Genomic DNA, 16294 nt, shown 5'->3' with positions numbered 1-16294 from the left:
TTTACTGTTTTTTTAAATTAATACCCTAAATTTTGTGTAGACAATCCGTTTGCCTGTGTAATGAAAGCCTGTGGCAATGGAAACACTTCATGTTTTCCAGCAACAAATGTTTTTCCGTCAATAGCAAATGCAGCAACGGCTTGTCCTGTTCTTACTAAATCAAAAAAGCGATCGTGCTCAAAAGCCATTTCTACTCTTCTTTCTTTCCATATAGCAATTCTTACATCTGCTTTTGAAGCCGCAGTAGTATTTCCTAATTCAGCTCTTTTTCTTATTTGGTTTAATAGAAGAATGGCAGCAGGAGTTTGATCTAATTCATTTAATGCTTCTGCCTTCATTAATACTACTTCAGCATATCTCAAATACTTAATATTAATATCTGATTCCCAAGCATCAGTATAAGCAGAAGAATAAGCCTTATAATTGTATCTAGGATTTTCAACAGTTGTTGGTACTATTCTACCATCATATAAAGTTGTTCCCGCAAAAATAATAGTTGCATTTTTTCTAACATCGCCCAGCTCATAAGCATTTACTAAACTTTGAGAAGGTGTATTGAAACCCCATCCCCAACCTCCGGCACCACGAGCACCTTGTGTGGCAGAGTATCCCTGAATTCCTTTAGCTGGAACTGAACCAGTACCTTGAATTTCAAAAATTGATTCTGCATCGTTCTCACCTGCTAGTCTAAACATAGAGGCATAATTAGAAACGATAGAATATCCTGTAACCAAATTACAGTTGTCTACTACTTTCTGCCACTTCTTTTGATATAGATTCACTTTTGCTAATAAAGCATAAGCTGCACCTTTTGAAGCTCTTCCTTTTTCTGATGCAGCATATTCTGATTTATTAGGCAATGCAGCAATAGCATCAGCTAAATCACTTTCGATAAAAACATATACTTCAGCAGTTGTTTTACGTGTCAATTGCATTATTCTATCTTCATCAGAAGAAGGGTTTGGCAAATGATCAATAATAGGAACTCCTCCGTATGTTTTAACCAAAGTAAAGTACATAAAAGCTCTTAAGAATTTGGCTTCAGCTAACAATCTAGTACGTAAAGCTGGATTTGCTTTATCTAATTGTGGTACAATATTTAATGCTTGATTACATCTATTTATACCTTCATAATTAGCCGAAAAAATCTCACTAGTCGATGGACTTGAAGCATTATAAGTCAGTGCATCCATAACATCTTTATCAGAACCTGTATCGCCTGGAGAAGATCCTTTATCTGCATCATCAGAAGCGATACTTGACACTCCTATCCAAGAAAATGATGTCATATTCCACTCTAAAAATTTACTGTAGACTGCAGTAACAAAAGTCGTCGCTCCTTCGTCATTATTAAATAAGGCAATATCTTTTGTCGAGATAGATTCAGTTTGATCAACATCTAAATAATCGTTTGAACATCCAGAAAAAAAGTAGACGGATAAAACAAACATTGATATATATATCTTTTTCATTATATTAAAATTTTAAATTAGCACCAATAACGAGCGATCTTAAAGTTGGGTAGGCATCTAGCTCAATACCTTGACTACCATAAGGATCTCCATTACCATTTAACTCTGGAGAAAAACCTGAGAACTTTTGTGTAATAAATGGATTTATAGCATTTACATATATTCGACAATAGTTTAAGAAGCTATTCTCAGCCAAAGGAAGTTTGTATCCCAAACTAATATTATTTACTCTGAAGAAATCTCCAGATTCTAAATAATAAGTTGAGGCAACTGGAACCTGATTAAATGGAGCTGGATTTGAAGCCGAAGTGTTATTTAAAGTCCAAAAATTTGTAGCTACAGATTCTTCTATATTTTCCCCTGAAAAACGTTGTGCTTTTTTACCATTGTACACTTTTGCTCCAGAAGTTCCATATCCGTCAACTGATAGGTCAAAGTTTCTATAGTTTGCACCTAAAGTAACTCCGTAAGTCGAACTAGGTAAAATAGAACCCGTATATTTTTTATCTTTATTAGCATCTAATGCATCTTGGAATACCGTGGTACCAGCTGCAGTGTAATACAACATTTTACCATTTTCAGGATCAAAACCAGCATATTCATACATGTAAAAACTGCCTAATGGTTTTCCTATAGAGGTATTGTCTAGTAATTTTGTCCACTGTCCATTTCCTAAACCTCCACCATTAATTGGGGCGAGAGTAGCATCTTTAAGACTTTTTAATTCATTTGTATTATTTGAGAAGTTACCTCCAACCCAGTAGCTCAAATTATCAGTAATTTTATCGTCCCAACGCAAAGCAACTTCGTATCCTTTATTTGAAACTTCTCCAACATGGGCTGGCGAGGAATTACTTATCCCAGATGTGATATAAGGTTTTGTATTTAGAATAACATTTGTTGTTGTTTTATCATAAACATCAAACGATCCTTTTAACCTACTATCTAGTAATTCAAAATCCAAACCTGCTGATGCCTCTTCAGTTATTTCCCATGACAAACTTGGATCAACTTGAGAGTTAATTGTAGTTCCTTGATACAATATGGAACCGCCTAAATAACTACTTAATCCTGAAGAATAAGCCTGATTATTAAGAGGTACATTTTGGTTTCCTAATTTACCCCAACCTCCTCTTAATTTTAATAAATTGATTCCTTTTACATTAGCCATGAAATCTTCTTTACTCACAACCCATCCTAAACCAAAGGCAGGAAAAGTTCCCCAACGATAATCTTTACCAAAATTAGAAGAACCATCACGTCTAATTGTCCCAGTAATCAAGTATCTGTCCATCAATTTATATTGAAAACGACCAAAATAAGAAGCGAGTTTAGTTTCATTAAAAACTTCGTCAGTGTAATTTGTAACATTCCCTACTTCATTAACACCACTTAGAGACCAATAATTAGAATCTTCATTTACATTTTTTCTTGATATTGTTAATTGTTCTCGTGCTCCTTTAATTGAAGTTTCAATCCCTCCTGTTAATTCAATATCATGAATATCACCAAATACTTCATTGTATGTAACGTAATTTGATAGATTCCAATTGAAATATTGGTTTCTACCTTTGGTCAATAAGTTTACATTGGCAGTGGTACTGTACTGAGATTCGGTTCTGCTAGGATCAGCAGCTAACCAAATGTTTTTTGTATCTTCAAAATTATAATTCTTCCAAGTATAATATTCACCGTTAAATTGAGAGGTAAATTTTAATGATTTTAAAATTTCATAATCTAATTTTAAACCTCCTTGTAATATTATACTTTTTTGTTCTTCATCAAAGAAATCTAATTGCGCAACTGGATTACCTACATTGTTAAAAGAAGATCCAGTAGTTCCTGCAAAACCATCATTTCCAACAAATGACACACCATATTGTCCAGTTGAGAAACGAACCGGGATAATTGGTGATTGCTTGTAAGCATTTGTAAATGCACTTAAAGGTTTTGGATTTGAATTAGTTAAACCAAAGCTAAAGTTTTGATTTAACGTCAGTTTTTTAGAAATTTTGTATTCGTTATTATTTCTAAATGTAGTTCGATTATAATCCAATCCATTTAGAACCGCTTTCTCTTGATAATTTCCTAAACTGAAAAAATATTTTATATTTTCTGTTGATCCAGAAACGGAAATATTATTTTGAGTATACGATCCTGTTCTAGTAATGGCATCAAACCAATCTGTGTTCACAGGTTGATCTTGCGAAAAAGTTGTTGTTTGTAAAGCTGAATTTGAATAATAAGAATATTTATTACTTCCAGCCATTTTTACTTTCTTCAACGGCTCTCTAAAACCTACAAAACTTTCAACTTCAACGGTAACACCGTCACCTTTACCTTTTTTAGTCGTAATGATGATTACCCCATTTGCAGCTCTAGTACCGTAAATTGCTAATGCCGAAGCATCTTTTAAGATTTCATAAGAAGTAATATCATTTGTATTAATATTATTGATATTCTCTGTAGGCATTCCGTCCACAATATACAACGGAGTTCTACCTCCTAATGCAGTTCCTAAACCTCTAATAATAACCGAAGGGCTACTTCCAGGTAAATCGGATGATACTACTTGTACTCCTGCAGCTTTTCCTTGAATGGCTTGAGAAGCATTCAAAACTTTAGTTCTAGAAATCTCTTCTGCTTTTAATGACGTAATTGCAGTTGTATTATCAATTTTTTTTCTAGTACCGTAACCAATAATAACGACTTCCCTCAATGCTGTATCCTCAGATTCTAACATTGTTATGTTCATTGGATTTACCGTAGCTTTCACTGAAACCGCTTCAAATCCCAACATGCTTACTTTTAACACATCACCTACACTGGCATTGATATTAAAATTTCCGTCAAAATCAGTATCAGCATTTGAACTTGGAGAAACCACAATGGCTCCTGGTATTCCAATTCCATTTTTATCCAATACTTTTCCTTTAATTACTTGACCAGACATATATGCCGGAAGTAGAATGAGTGCTAAAAAGCTAAATATAAAATTTCTCATGTATTAATAATTTGTTAAAGTTAGTTGAGCCAAATTAGCTAATTACAACGTTATAGTAACAATATCTGAATTACTACATAGATACATCACAGCAGCAGAGGTCCTATATAAATCAATCTTTTAAAGGTATTAAGAGTAGTAACAAGGCGTTACATTACATCACTATGATGTAGTAATGATGTATTGTAATTCTGTTAAAAATTACCCTAAAAAATATATTATATGTAAAAATTAAATAGTTTTTATATTGATAATAAAAACTTAGAAAGATTATCATCCTGTACAAGCTGTAATTTCTTTCTTAACCTATAGCGATGTAGTTCTACTCCTCGAAAAGAAATATTCATCATTGGTGCAATTTCTTTAGAGGTAAGGTTCATCTTTAAATAGATACACAACTTTATATCCTTAGGAGTAAGATTTGGAAACTTCTTGGAAAGCGTAATTATAAATTCGTTGTGGATTTGATTCAAATTGGTTTCAAAAGTCTCCCACTCATGCTTATTGATCGCATTGATTTTTATAGTCTTATTTATTTCACTCTTCAGTTTGTTTAGATCAGTTTCCGAATCTAAAATTCCTTGGATACTTTCTATCATTTCACTTTGTTTAGCAATGGACAGCGATTTACCAGTCACCTCAGACGATTTAGATTGCAACTCTAGTTCTAAAATGTGTTTTTCATATTCTTGACTGTTCAATTCATTCTCCGCTTTTAATTCAATTTCCAAAATTTTCTTCTGGTGTTTCAATTCTTCTTCTCGAAGTTCGAGTTTTTGAATGTAGCGCATTTTATTCCATCTATAATACACAAATGATACACTTGCTATTACGACCACATACATCAGCATCATCCAAAAAGAAAAAAACCATGGTTGTGCGACATAAAAATTAAAACTTGAAACTTCATTAAAATGTACCCCATCGTGATTGTAGACCCTAAGGGTATGACTGCCACTGTCTAAATTATTTAAAATAATCAATCCTCCATTTACCGATGAATAGTTTTCTGCCGCATTTATCTTGTAAAAAAGACTTGGTTTGTTTGATCCATATATTCCTGAAATTACATTTACTTTTAATTCTGAATTATAATTGATTTTAGAATTACCTATGACCAAGTTTTCCTCATTAAAAGCTTCAATCTTTATTTCCGGACTCACTGGCTTCGCATTCTTTAATTGAAGTGATATAAACCCGTCATCCAAATTCAGTAAATAGGTATCGCCATCTTTAAAAATTTTTAAATTATCATTGATAATTTTACCCTTGTAATATTTCTCCTGAATTAAACTTCTAACAAAATTATTTCCTTTAGCATCAACCTGATATAGCAACCCCTCTTGCAACACTATAAAATGGTCTTCGTCTATTTTAACTATATCAGATGTGTTTTCAAAATTAGAGTTAAACAATTCATTTTTTACCAATTGATTCGAAATTGAATTATATGTATACCATTTTTTGTGAATCAGAAAAAGAATTTCATTTCTAAATTCAAATATTTTTACTCCAAAGTCATTAGCATTTTTTTTACCTTTCTGTGTAATATTCTCCACGCTCGTAGTTTCAAAAGCATCATTGTACTTTATTCTATATAAACCTCTATAATTATCCGCAGCCCATATTTCATTTTTTTTATTTTGAGCAACATATTTTATTGGTTTGAGAAGACCTTTCAGCTGAATTCGCTCCGATGAATTTCTGATGTCTTTATAAATATAAATACCACTATAGGTAGCTTGCAAATAAGAATTATCCACATTGCTTTTCACTAAGTTCCAACCTCCATTGATATTGTTTATTTTTAAAAAAATCGCATCCTTATAGATATAAGTTCCTTCATTATGCCCTATGATATACTTATTGCCTATTTTATTGATAATCCAAGCTTGACCTTCTGAGTTTGGTATTAACGACAAATTTTTACTTACATATTTAAATACTCCATGATTTGATGCCATCAAAAAACCTTTGTCGGTTTTAACAACAGAATACACGGACCCTAAAGCGCCACTATTATCATAAAAAATAGCAGTTGGCGAATTAATCTCTATATGGGCGATTCCATTATCTAACCCTAACCACAAGTCATTCTCTTTGTCTAACCCTATGCTTAAAATAGAATTATTCATCAACACATTATTTCGATCAATATTAATATACGAATTCTTGTCAAGATCAAAAATAAAAACACCTCTACTGCCTGTTCCTACTGCTAATTTGTTGTTTTTTAGGAAATGAGCAACATTAATGTTAGCCGTTTTTAAAGTTACATTTAAAGGGTTTGTCCAAGGAGTTAAGATTCCGTTTTCTTCAACATAAACACCATTTTTCTTTGTAAAAAAGTACGTTTTATTTTGAAATTTTTCGATGTCATGAATCACGTTGTTCTCTAAAACGTCCCATCCTATCACTTTTTCAATACGAGAATTGACCATCCTATAAATACCGCTGCTAACGGACGCAATTAGAATTTGATTGTCTATTACATAACAATACGAAATAAGAAAGGATAGTTTTATTTTTTTTACACTACGTCCATCGTATTTGTAAATCGTATTAAAAGATTGGAAATAAATTGCGTCATTAAATTTAAAAATCTTCCATATTTCTTCATTCTCCTTATCGTCAAAAACAGATTTCCCCTTAGAAATTGACACATAATTCATTCTCCCATTTTTACGAATCCAATACCCAAACTCTTTGTAGGATCCTGAATATACCTTATCACCATCTACATATATTGACCTAATAATAGTTTTATTAGGCAACATATTTTTCTCCCATTTTACACCATCATAACGTAGTAAATAGTGATTGTTAGCAAAATACATTGCATCATCACTACCTTGAGCCACATTCCAAATCTGGTTATCTCCCTGATAATCAGATTTACTGTAGTTCTCTACAAAAGGAAGTAACTCCTGTGCATACAATTGAATAGATATAAAAAAGAAAAAAAGTAGTGGTAATGTCTTTGATTTCAATTTGTGGGAAGGTTTTATTTCCAAATATAAACACATTTATTCAATTTAAAGCATAAAAAAGCCTCTCGTTCGAGAGGCTTTAGAATACAATATTATTTTAATTCAAAAGTAAATTATAAACTTGGTTGGCAATTTCTATTTCTTCATTCGTCGGAATCACCATGATCTTTGTTTTCGAATTTAAAGTATTGATTTCCCTTATCTCTTTTGAACGAATATCATTCTTTTCCATGTCTATTTCGATTCCGAAATAATCCATATCCGTACACACTAATTTTCTAATATAAGATGAATTTTCTCCTATTCCTGCAGTGAAAATAATTGCGTCGAGACCATTCATTGCAGCCGCATACGAACCAATATACTTCCTGATTCGATAGGCATTCATAGCCAGTGCTAATTGACAATCAATATTTCCATTTTCAGCATTAGCTTCAATATCTCTCAAATCACTGTATCCAGTAAGTCCCAGCATTCCGCTTTCTTTAAGTAATAAATTATTTACCTCAGTGGCTGTATATCCTAATGTATTTATCAAATAAAATATAAGCGAATGATCAATATCCCCACTTCTTGTTCCCATTATCAACCCATTTGACGGAGAAAAACCCATCGTATGATCAATACTTTTTCCATCTTGAATTGCCGTCATACTGCAGCCGTTTCCGAGGTGAATGCTTATTATTTTTGAACTTTTCTCTAAATATTCTATTGCTTTTTCAGAAACGTATTTGTGACTAGTTCCGTGAAAACCATAAACCCGAATTTTACTTTCTGTCAAAAGACCATTAGGTATAGCGTATTTGTATGCTACGACAGGTATTGTTTGATGAAAAGCGGTATCAAATACTGCTACTTGCTTCGCTGTTGCAAAAATTTCTTCGGCAACATTTATTCCTAGCAAATGCGCTGGATTATGCAATGGCACTAAAATAGAAAGTTCTTTTATTTTTTCTTTAACGTCTATATTGATAATGGTTGTATCTGTAAAATAACTTCCTCCGTGCACCACTCGATGACCCACAGCATTAATTTCTTCCGTAGTTTTAATTACCCCTATATTAACATTCATTAATAATTGAGCAATCTTCTCTAAACCTATTTTATGATCAGCAATTGGTAAAGATTCTTCTAATTTTGTAGTACTAGTGACGTAGGTAAGATTTGAAGTATCTAATCCTATTCTATCAATCATACCGCTACAAATTACTTCCTGAGTAGGCATATTGATTAACTGATATTTTATAGATGAACTACCTGAATTTATAATTATTATTTTCATTGAACTAATATGTTTTTCCTCTCCCCAGCCCTCTCCAAAGGAGAGGGTGACTGGGCGGAGTTTCTTTGTCGTTATTTTTTTAAACTTGAAACTTGAAACTTTTTTCTACAACCCCTGCGCTTGAATTGCTGTAATAACTACCGTGTTAATTATATCATCAACAGTACAACCACGACTTAAATCATTTACAGGTTTGTTTAATCCTTGTAACATTGGTCCTATGGCTAATGCTCCAGTTTCTCTTTGAACTGCTTTGTAGGTGTTATTTCCTGTATTCAAATCAGGAAAAATAAGTACACTTGCTTGTCCTGCCACTTCGGAATTTGGCATTTTACTTTGCCCTATTTCCATATCCACAGCAGCATCGTATTGTATAGGTCCTTCAATTTTTAAATCAGGACGTTTCAATCTAACTATTTCGGTCGCTTTTCTCACTTTGTCTACTTCATCCCCTTTACCGGATGCCCCCGAAGAATAAGACAACATAGCTACTTTTGGCTCTATGCCAAATGCCAAACTAGAATCGGCAGATGAAATAGCTATTTCTGCTAATTGTTCTGCGGTAGGGTTTGGATTAATCGCGCAATCCCCAAAAACAGAAACTCGATCTTCTAAACACATAAAAAATATGGAAGAAACGATACACGTATTTGGCTTAGTTTTTATGAATTGTAATGCAGGTAAAATCGTATGTTGCGTTGTATGTGCGGCTCCAGAAACCATACCGTCTGCATCACCTTTATATACCATCATCGTTCCAAAATAAGAACCGTCTTCCATTAAGTCTTTGGCCATACCCAATGTCACATTTTTATTCTTTCGAAGCTCATAATAGGTGTTTACATAATCTTCATAATTCTCAGACTCAATCGGATTGATAATTTTTACTTTCGAAAAGTCAAAGGCAATACCTAATTCTGCGACCTTACTTTCAATTTGTTTTTTATTTCCAAGAATAGAAATATCAACGACATTCATTGTTAACAATCGTGAGGCCGCAATGAGAATTCTCTCATCATTCCCTTCGGGTAAAACGATATGTTTTCTATGTTTTTTAGCTCTTTTTACCAAGTTGTACTGAAACATTTTAGGTGTCATCCCTTCTGCTTCAAAAGAACTTAATTTTTTAGCTAGGCTATCCAAGTCTACATACTTCTCAAAAGTATTTATTGAGGTCTCTATTTTTTGTTTATTGTCAGCATAAATCTTAGCCTTTATATCTCCTATTTTATTGGTAATACTATAGGTACCACCTTCAACAGATATAATGGGAACAATACTAGTCAACCCTTCGATTAGCTTTAGAATACTGTCATCAGGAACTATATTACCTGTCAAAACGATACCTGAAATACTTGGGTAATTTGCAGATTCATTAGCTTGTAATGCACCCAAAATAATATCAGCACGGTCACCAGGAGTAATCACTAGTGCCTTATCTTTTAGGTGTAACAAGTAGTTGCGCAGCTGCATGGCTCCAACACTAAAATTCCCTATTTCATTATTTAAGAATTCACCACCAAATAATACTTTGGCATCCAGTTCATCCACAATTTCTTTAATCGTTGGATTATTTAAACTAGAAATTATAGGAATAGCATTTACTAAAATTTCTTTCGGTAAACTCGCTCTCAAACCGTCTGTTACTAATTTGATGTTTTCAGGTTGTACTTTATTGGCAATAATTGCAAGTACTTCTACGTCCTTTACTTTAAAGGAATCATAAGCTAAATATAAACTATCTACTAACTCCTCCAAAGTTTTTCCTACACCTGAACCCACAATTATTGTTGGTATCCCTAGATTTTTAGCGATAAGCACATTCATATCGAGTTCGATAACGGTCCCTTCACCGCTAAAACTGGTTCCCTCAACTAAAACAAAATCAAATTGTTCCTCCAGTCGTTTGTATTTATCAATGATCAAATCTAGGACCTCTCCTATTTTACCTTTGTTTTTCTTTTTAATCAGCTTGCTTTTAGTAATTGCAAAAGCATCTTCAAATGCAATATCCAAACCAAAATGAGAGATTACAGTTTCAATATGATTATCCAATTTACCATCTTCAAAATCCTCTATTATTGGTCGGAAATAGCCCACTTTAGCTGTCTTTCCAATAAGCATACTCATTAGACCTAGAGTAATAATCGATTTCCCACTATTATGCTCAGATGTTGCTATATATATGGCTTTATTCATTTTGCTTATTTTTTATATTATTTTAAAATACAGTTGATTACGCTCTATCTCGTAACTAAACTCTATTCTGACTATTTGTATTATTTATTCTAAACTCTATACTTAACTCAAAACCACTTTCTCTTTCTAAAATAAAACACCATAATGATCCCTATTACAACCATTACTCCAATGACCGTATAATAGCCATTTTTATACTCAAGCTCAGGCATATGTTGAAAATTCATTCCATAAACACCTGCAATAAATGTTAAGGGTATGAATATGGCCGAAACAATAGTTAAGGTTTTCATGATCTCATTCATTTTATGAGACTGCGACGAAAAAAAGAAATTAGAAGCACTTTCTAACATCCCCATATCTGAATCAATTTGTTCTAAAAGTTCCAAGCTTTTTTGGTGTAAACGAGAAAAATAACCAAAGGTTTCAGATTCTATAACACTGAAATCTTCATCTTCTTTTAAACTTTTAATAGCATACAATGAGTCTCGAAGCGGAATTATCGCCCGTTTCAAAAAATTAAAGTTATCACGGTGTTTTTCAATTCGTATCAGAATTTGTGGGTCTGCACTCGCCTTAGATAGATTTATTAATTCTTCAACCTTGTCTTCTTCATTCTCAATAGTGACATAGAAATTCTCCATGACTGCATCTAATAGCAAATAAAGTAAAAAATCAGCTTTTTTAGTGCGAACACTACCCGCTTGGCTTCTAATTCTTTCCCTTATATGAGAGAAAAAATCACTTCGCTTTTCTTGGAAAGAAATCAGTACATTATTCTTTATTAAAAAACTAATCTGCTCCACACTGATGTTATCAGAGTTCTCAGTAGGCAACATGGATTTTATATTAAAAAACAAAGTGTCCGGCGATTCTTCTAACTTTGTTCTCCTAGTAGTATTTAAAATGTCAGAAAGCATAAAATTATCAATCTTGAAAAAAGCTCCTATTGCTTCAATTATTTCAAGCTCATTTAAACCATGCAAGTTCAGCCAATTTGTTTTTTGATCATTGATACAACTCTTTAAGTCGATAATATCAACATCTTCATATTCAAGAAAGTCTGCAGTGTCATATACAAACAATTGCATCTCCGATTCCATCTTCTTATGCCTTCCGGTGTATTCAAGCTGATTTGGTTGTGCTTTTCTGCCTTTCTTAAATTTAATTTTTCTCATACAATATAATATCTACAGTAATATTACAAAAAAGTTTCTTCAATGAATAGTTCCTTAACGTTTTTGAAATAAGTATTAACTAAGATTTCTATTATTTCATCATAATAGGAAACAAAGGTACTAAGACAGCTACTTTCGTTTTATGAGATAAATCATGTTTTACTATAAAACAAAAAAAACCGAGCTATTTCTAGCTCGGTTTTAATAAACAAAATATTTTATTTAGTTCGTTTGTGATTTCACAGCTAATGTATAAATTACCAATCCAAAACCAATTTTATTGATTGCATCAGCAATGTTATAAACAACATCAATATTACCAGCAGGAATTATTCCGTTGTACCATCCAGTTGTTCCCATCATATACCCTAATGGGTAGATTGACCAGCCTACAAGTACAAACCAACATAATATTTTGTGCGCAGCAAGTACATTACCCCCTGCAGCTTTCGCTAGTTTTGAAGCTTCTCCTAACCATATTTCATAAACAATTGCGAAATAAGCTAATCCTGAAACTGCCCCCCAAAAAGCGGCGCTCTCAGTGAAAACAACTTCTCCAAAGTAACCTGTAACTAACATGATTAAAGAATAAATAATCATTTTCCATAACAAGGATTGCTTTGCTCCTGCTATTTTCAATATTAAATAAAACTCAACACACATTAATGGCACAGTTAGAACCCAGTCAACATAGCGGAAAAAAGTAGGTGACTCCCCAAATGCAGCCCAATAATCTCTCATGTAGAAATAATGTACAGCAGCAATAAAAGTAATTAAACCCGAAACCAACACTGAAGTACGCCACTTTTTGTCAAATTGGCTCAGTGATAAAAAGAAAAACGCAGACGCAGCCATCATTGCCATGCACCCTACGAAAAAAGTAAATCCTACATAGTCAGTAGGAGATAATTTTGAAACCATTCCTGAAATAAACATAAAATTTGTCATAATTAAAATTTAGAAGTTAAATGCTATTTGTTTAAGTAAATGTAGTTAAAGTTAAACAAATAAAATGCATTTTGTTTAATTATTTTTACCTAATTTTAAACAAAAAATAGAACTCCATGCTTAAATACACCAATTTCGCAATCGTGGCAAGCTTTTTTTGTTTGTGGCTAAACTCATTTTTAACAGAAAAAACTCAAATAATCATTGCATTTTCACTCATTTTTAGCTTCGGAATTCTACATGGCGCTAATGATTTGCTTTTAATTAAGAATACAAACGATTCAAAAAATATAATTTCATCTAAAAAAATAGTACTGTATTATGTTATTGTAGTCCTATTTGGATTATTATTATTCTATTTGATACCGATAGTAGCTTTGCTTCTGTTTATTTTAGTTAGTGCCTTTCACTTTGGCGATCAGCAAGGGTTCTATTTAGATTTTAAAGTATCAAAATACATCTTGATTTTTTACCCTTTCATTTACGGAATCGTTATATTATTTTTATTGTTTTTCTTTCATTCTAACGAAGTCAAAGTGATCGTAACTGAGATTATACGATTTAAACTCCCTACGTTATATATAAATGAAATCCTCATGACTAGCGGATTGATCTTTCTAAGTATAAGCGCTTACTTTTATTGGAAATTCGAATCCTTTCGAAAAAAATTACAGACAGAATTATTTTTGCTTGTGGTTTTTGCCATCATATTTAAAACTTCGAGTTTAATATGGGGGTTTGCAATCTACTTTATTATTTGGCATAGTATTCCTTCTATTTTAGATCAAATGAAATTTATTTATGGTTCATTTACTCTTAGCAACTTTATAGCCTATTATAGGAACGCCTTTGCGTATTGGCTGGCTTCATTATTCGGAATCGGACTTCTCTATTTCGTATTTAGAGATGAGGAGATATTTAATGCTCTGTTTTTCTCTTTTCTTGCAGCTATCACATTTCCACACGTATTAGTAATTCTCAAAATGATGCATATAAAAAATACAAAAAACGCATAAAAAAAACCGAGCTATTTCTAGCTCGGTTTTTTTTATTATATAGTAGAAATACACCCAAGTGTATTTCTACAGGAAATAATTATTTTACTTCTTCGTAATCTACATCTTGAACATCATCTCCTTGAGCATCAGCTTGTGGCTGTGCATCAGCTTGACCTTGTTCTCCTTGCGCGTACATTGCTTCAGTAGCAGTTTTCCAAGCAGCATTGATGTTATCAAGTGCAGTTTGAATTGCAGGAATGTCTTGAGATTGGTGAGCCATTCTCAATTCAGTTAATGCATATTCTACAGCTACTTTGTTTTCGTCAGATAATTTCTCACCTAGCTCTTTTAATTGAGTTTCAGTTTGAAAGATCATTCCATCTGCTTCGTTCAATTTTTCAGCTCTTTCTCTTGCGATTTTGTCAGACTCAGCGTTAGCTTCAGCATCTTGTTTCATTTTTTCGATTTCTTCAGATGTTAATCCAGAAGAAGCTTCGATACGAATATCGTGAGATTTTCCAGTTCCTTTATCAGTTGCAGAAACTTTGATGATACCATTAGCATCAATATCAAAAGTTACTTCAATTTGTGGAACCCCTCTTGGAGCTGGTGGTAAACCATCTAAATGGAAACGACCAATAGTTTTGTTGTCAGCAGCCATTGCTCTAGCTCCTTGCAATACGTGAATTTCAACTGTTGGTTGAGAATCTGCAGCAGTAGAGAATACTTGCGATTTTTTAGTTGGAATAGTAGTATTAGACTCAATAAGAGTTGTCATAACACCACCCATAGTTTCGATACCTAAAGATAAAGGTGTAACGTCAAGTAACAATACATCTTTTACATCTCCAGAAAGAACTCCACCTTGAATAGCTGCTCCAATTGCAACAACTTCATCAGGGTTAACTCCTTTAGACGCTTTTTTACCAAAGAATTTCTCCACTTCGTCAGCAATTCTTGGCATACGAGTAGAACCTCCTACAAGGATAACTTCGTCAATATCAGAAACAGATAAACCTGCATCTTTCAACGCTTTAGCAACTGGTGCCATAGAACGTTTTACTAATGAATCAGTTAATTGCTCAAATTTAGCTCTAGATAATTTTTTAACAAGGTGTTTTGGTCCTGAAGCTGTAGCAGTTACGTAAGGTAAGTTAATTTCAGTTTCAGTAGAAGAAGACAATTCAATTTTTGCTTTTTCAGCAGCTTCTTTCAAACGTTGCAAAGACATTGGATCTAAACGTAAATCAATACCTTCTTCAGTTTTAAATTCGTCAGCTAACCAGTCAATAATTTCGTGGTCAAAATCATCTCCACCAAGGTGAGTATCACCATTTGTAGACAATACTTCAAAAACTCCGTCTCCTAATTCAAGAACAGAAATATCAAATGTACCTCCACCTAAATCGTAAACAGCAATTTTTTGATCAGTTCCTTTTTTGTCTAATCCGTAAGCAAGTGCCGCAGCAGTTGGCTCGTTGATAATACGCATAACTTTAAGACCTGCAATCTCACCAGCTTCTTTAGTCGCTTGACGTTGTGCATCATTAAAGTAAGCAGGAACAGTAATAACTGCTTCAGTAACTGTTTGACCTAAATAGTCTTCAGCAGTTTTTTTCATTTTTTGAAGAGTCATTGCTGACAATTCTTGTGCAGTATATAAACGACCATCAATATCCACGCGTGGTGTATTGTTGTCCCCTTTTACTACTTTGTAAGAAACTCTTTTTGTCTCAGCCGAAACTTCGCTAAAAGAATGACCCATAAAACGTTTAATAGAAGCAATTGTTTTAGTAGGATTTGTTACCGCTTGTCTTTTTGCAGGATCTCCCACTTTAATCTCTCCACCTTCAACAAAAGCGATGATAGATGGTGTTGTTCTTTTTCCTTCTGCGTTAGGAATAACAACTGCTTCATTACCTTCCATTACAGAAACACAAGAGTTTGTCGTACCTAAATCAATTCCGATTATTTTACCCATTTTTATTTATATTTAATTATAATGTATACTTATTTTAATAACTCATGGTGCATAAGTCAATCACTATGCCAATACAACAGGGGCTAATAAATTGTCAGTTTTTGTTAAAATGGCGGAAAATAATCTGCCAAGATGACATTTTAGGCTGACTGTCATTGATAAAACAATAAAATTCGGTTGGCAGTTTCAATAGTACTATTCAGAAGCTATTCCTGCTCTCCGCTGTATCTTTATGTTCTTAA

Annotated in this window: 9 protein-coding genes; 1 reads left to right on the top strand and 8 read right to left on the bottom strand. The window is 33.0% G+C overall.

Features of this window, described 5'->3' with window-relative positions; all coding sequences use genetic code 11:
* Positions 1 to 17: 17 nt before the first annotated feature.
* The 7 genes from AAC069_RS07955 to AAC069_RS07925 form a co-directional block, all read right to left on the bottom strand.
* Positions 18 to 1472: a RagB/SusD family nutrient uptake outer membrane protein gene (locus AAC069_RS07955; RefSeq protein ID WP_339919944.1), complete on the bottom strand. Its 1455-nt coding sequence runs from the start codon at positions 1470 to 1472 to the stop codon at positions 18 to 20.
* 4 nt (positions 1473 to 1476) lie between these two features.
* Positions 1477 to 4476, bottom strand: a complete 3000-nt coding sequence (locus AAC069_RS07950) for a SusC/RagA family TonB-linked outer membrane protein (RefSeq protein ID WP_339919943.1) — start codon at positions 4474 to 4476, stop codon at positions 1477 to 1479.
* A gap of 242 nt (positions 4477 to 4718) precedes the next feature.
* On the bottom strand, positions 4719 to 7466 hold the full coding sequence (locus AAC069_RS07945) for a histidine kinase (RefSeq protein WP_339919942.1): 2748 nt from the start codon (positions 7464 to 7466) through the stop codon (positions 4719 to 4721).
* Between the two features lie 97 nt (positions 7467 to 7563).
* Positions 7564 to 8748 (bottom strand): acetate kinase, encoded by a 1185-nt coding sequence (locus AAC069_RS07940; RefSeq protein ID WP_339919941.1) that lies wholly within the window; start codon positions 8746 to 8748, stop codon positions 7564 to 7566.
* Between the two features lie 105 nt (positions 8749 to 8853).
* On the bottom strand, positions 8854 to 10947 hold the full coding sequence (gene pta / locus AAC069_RS07935) for a phosphate acetyltransferase (RefSeq protein WP_339919940.1): 2094 nt from the start codon (positions 10945 to 10947) through the stop codon (positions 8854 to 8856).
* 107 nt (positions 10948 to 11054) lie between these two features.
* Positions 11055 to 12125 carry a magnesium/cobalt transporter CorA gene (gene corA, locus AAC069_RS07930; RefSeq protein WP_339919939.1) on the bottom strand — a complete coding sequence of 357 codons (1071 nt, stop codon included), beginning with the start codon at positions 12123 to 12125 and terminating at the stop codon, positions 11055 to 11057.
* A 222-nt stretch (positions 12126 to 12347) separates the two neighbouring features.
* Complete coding sequence (locus AAC069_RS07925) at positions 12348 to 13073, bottom strand: bacteriorhodopsin-like (RefSeq protein ID WP_339919938.1); 726 nt, start codon at positions 13071 to 13073, stop codon at positions 12348 to 12350.
* A gap of 116 nt (positions 13074 to 13189) precedes the next feature.
* Here AAC069_RS07925 and AAC069_RS07920 point away from each other — a divergent pair, with 116 nt between their 5' ends.
* Entirely contained in the window at positions 13190 to 14089 is a 900-nt protein-coding gene (locus tag AAC069_RS07920; protein WP_339919937.1) for a Brp/Blh family beta-carotene 15,15'-dioxygenase, read from the top strand.
* 79 nt (positions 14090 to 14168) lie between these two features.
* On the opposite strand, the gene dnaK is transcribed toward AAC069_RS07920, so the two are convergent.
* Positions 14169 to 16052, bottom strand: coding sequence for a molecular chaperone DnaK (gene dnaK, locus AAC069_RS07915; protein ID WP_339919936.1), 1884 nt, complete (start codon positions 16050 to 16052; stop codon positions 14169 to 14171).
* Positions 16053 to 16294 lie beyond the last annotated feature (242 nt).

This window comes from uncultured Flavobacterium sp. (assembly GCF_963974175.1).
Lineage (GTDB): Bacteria > Bacteroidota > Bacteroidia > Flavobacteriales > Flavobacteriaceae > Flavobacterium.
The sequence above is the reverse complement of the archived record's forward strand: the minus strand, read 5'-3'. Positions and strand labels throughout refer to the sequence as shown.

Excerpts from the sequence above, each read along its gene's own strand:
- AAC069_RS07925 (WP_339919938.1), bottom strand. The coding sequence starts at position 13,073 with ATGACAAATTTTATGTTTATTTCAGGAATGGTTTCAAAATTATCTCCT.
- AAC069_RS07940 (WP_339919941.1), bottom strand. The coding sequence starts at position 8,748 with ATGAAAATAATAATTATAAATTCAGGTAGTTCATCTATAAAATATCAG.
- AAC069_RS07955 (WP_339919944.1), bottom strand. The coding sequence starts at position 1,472 with ATGAAAAAGATATATATATCAATGTTTGTTTTATCCGTCTACTTTTTT.
- AAC069_RS07920 (WP_339919937.1), top strand. The coding sequence starts at position 13,190 with ATGCTTAAATACACCAATTTCGCAATCGTGGCAAGCTTTTTTTGTTTG.
- AAC069_RS07950 (WP_339919943.1), bottom strand. The coding sequence starts at position 4,476 with ATGAGAAATTTTATATTTAGCTTTTTAGCACTCATTCTACTTCCGGCA.
- pta (WP_339919940.1), bottom strand. The coding sequence starts at position 10,947 with ATGAATAAAGCCATATATATAGCAACATCTGAGCATAATAGTGGGAAA.
- dnaK (WP_339919936.1), bottom strand. The coding sequence starts at position 16,052 with ATGGGTAAAATAATCGGAATTGATTTAGGTACGACAAACTCTTGTGTT.
- corA (WP_339919939.1), bottom strand. The coding sequence starts at position 12,125 with ATGAGAAAAATTAAATTTAAGAAAGGCAGAAAAGCACAACCAAATCAG.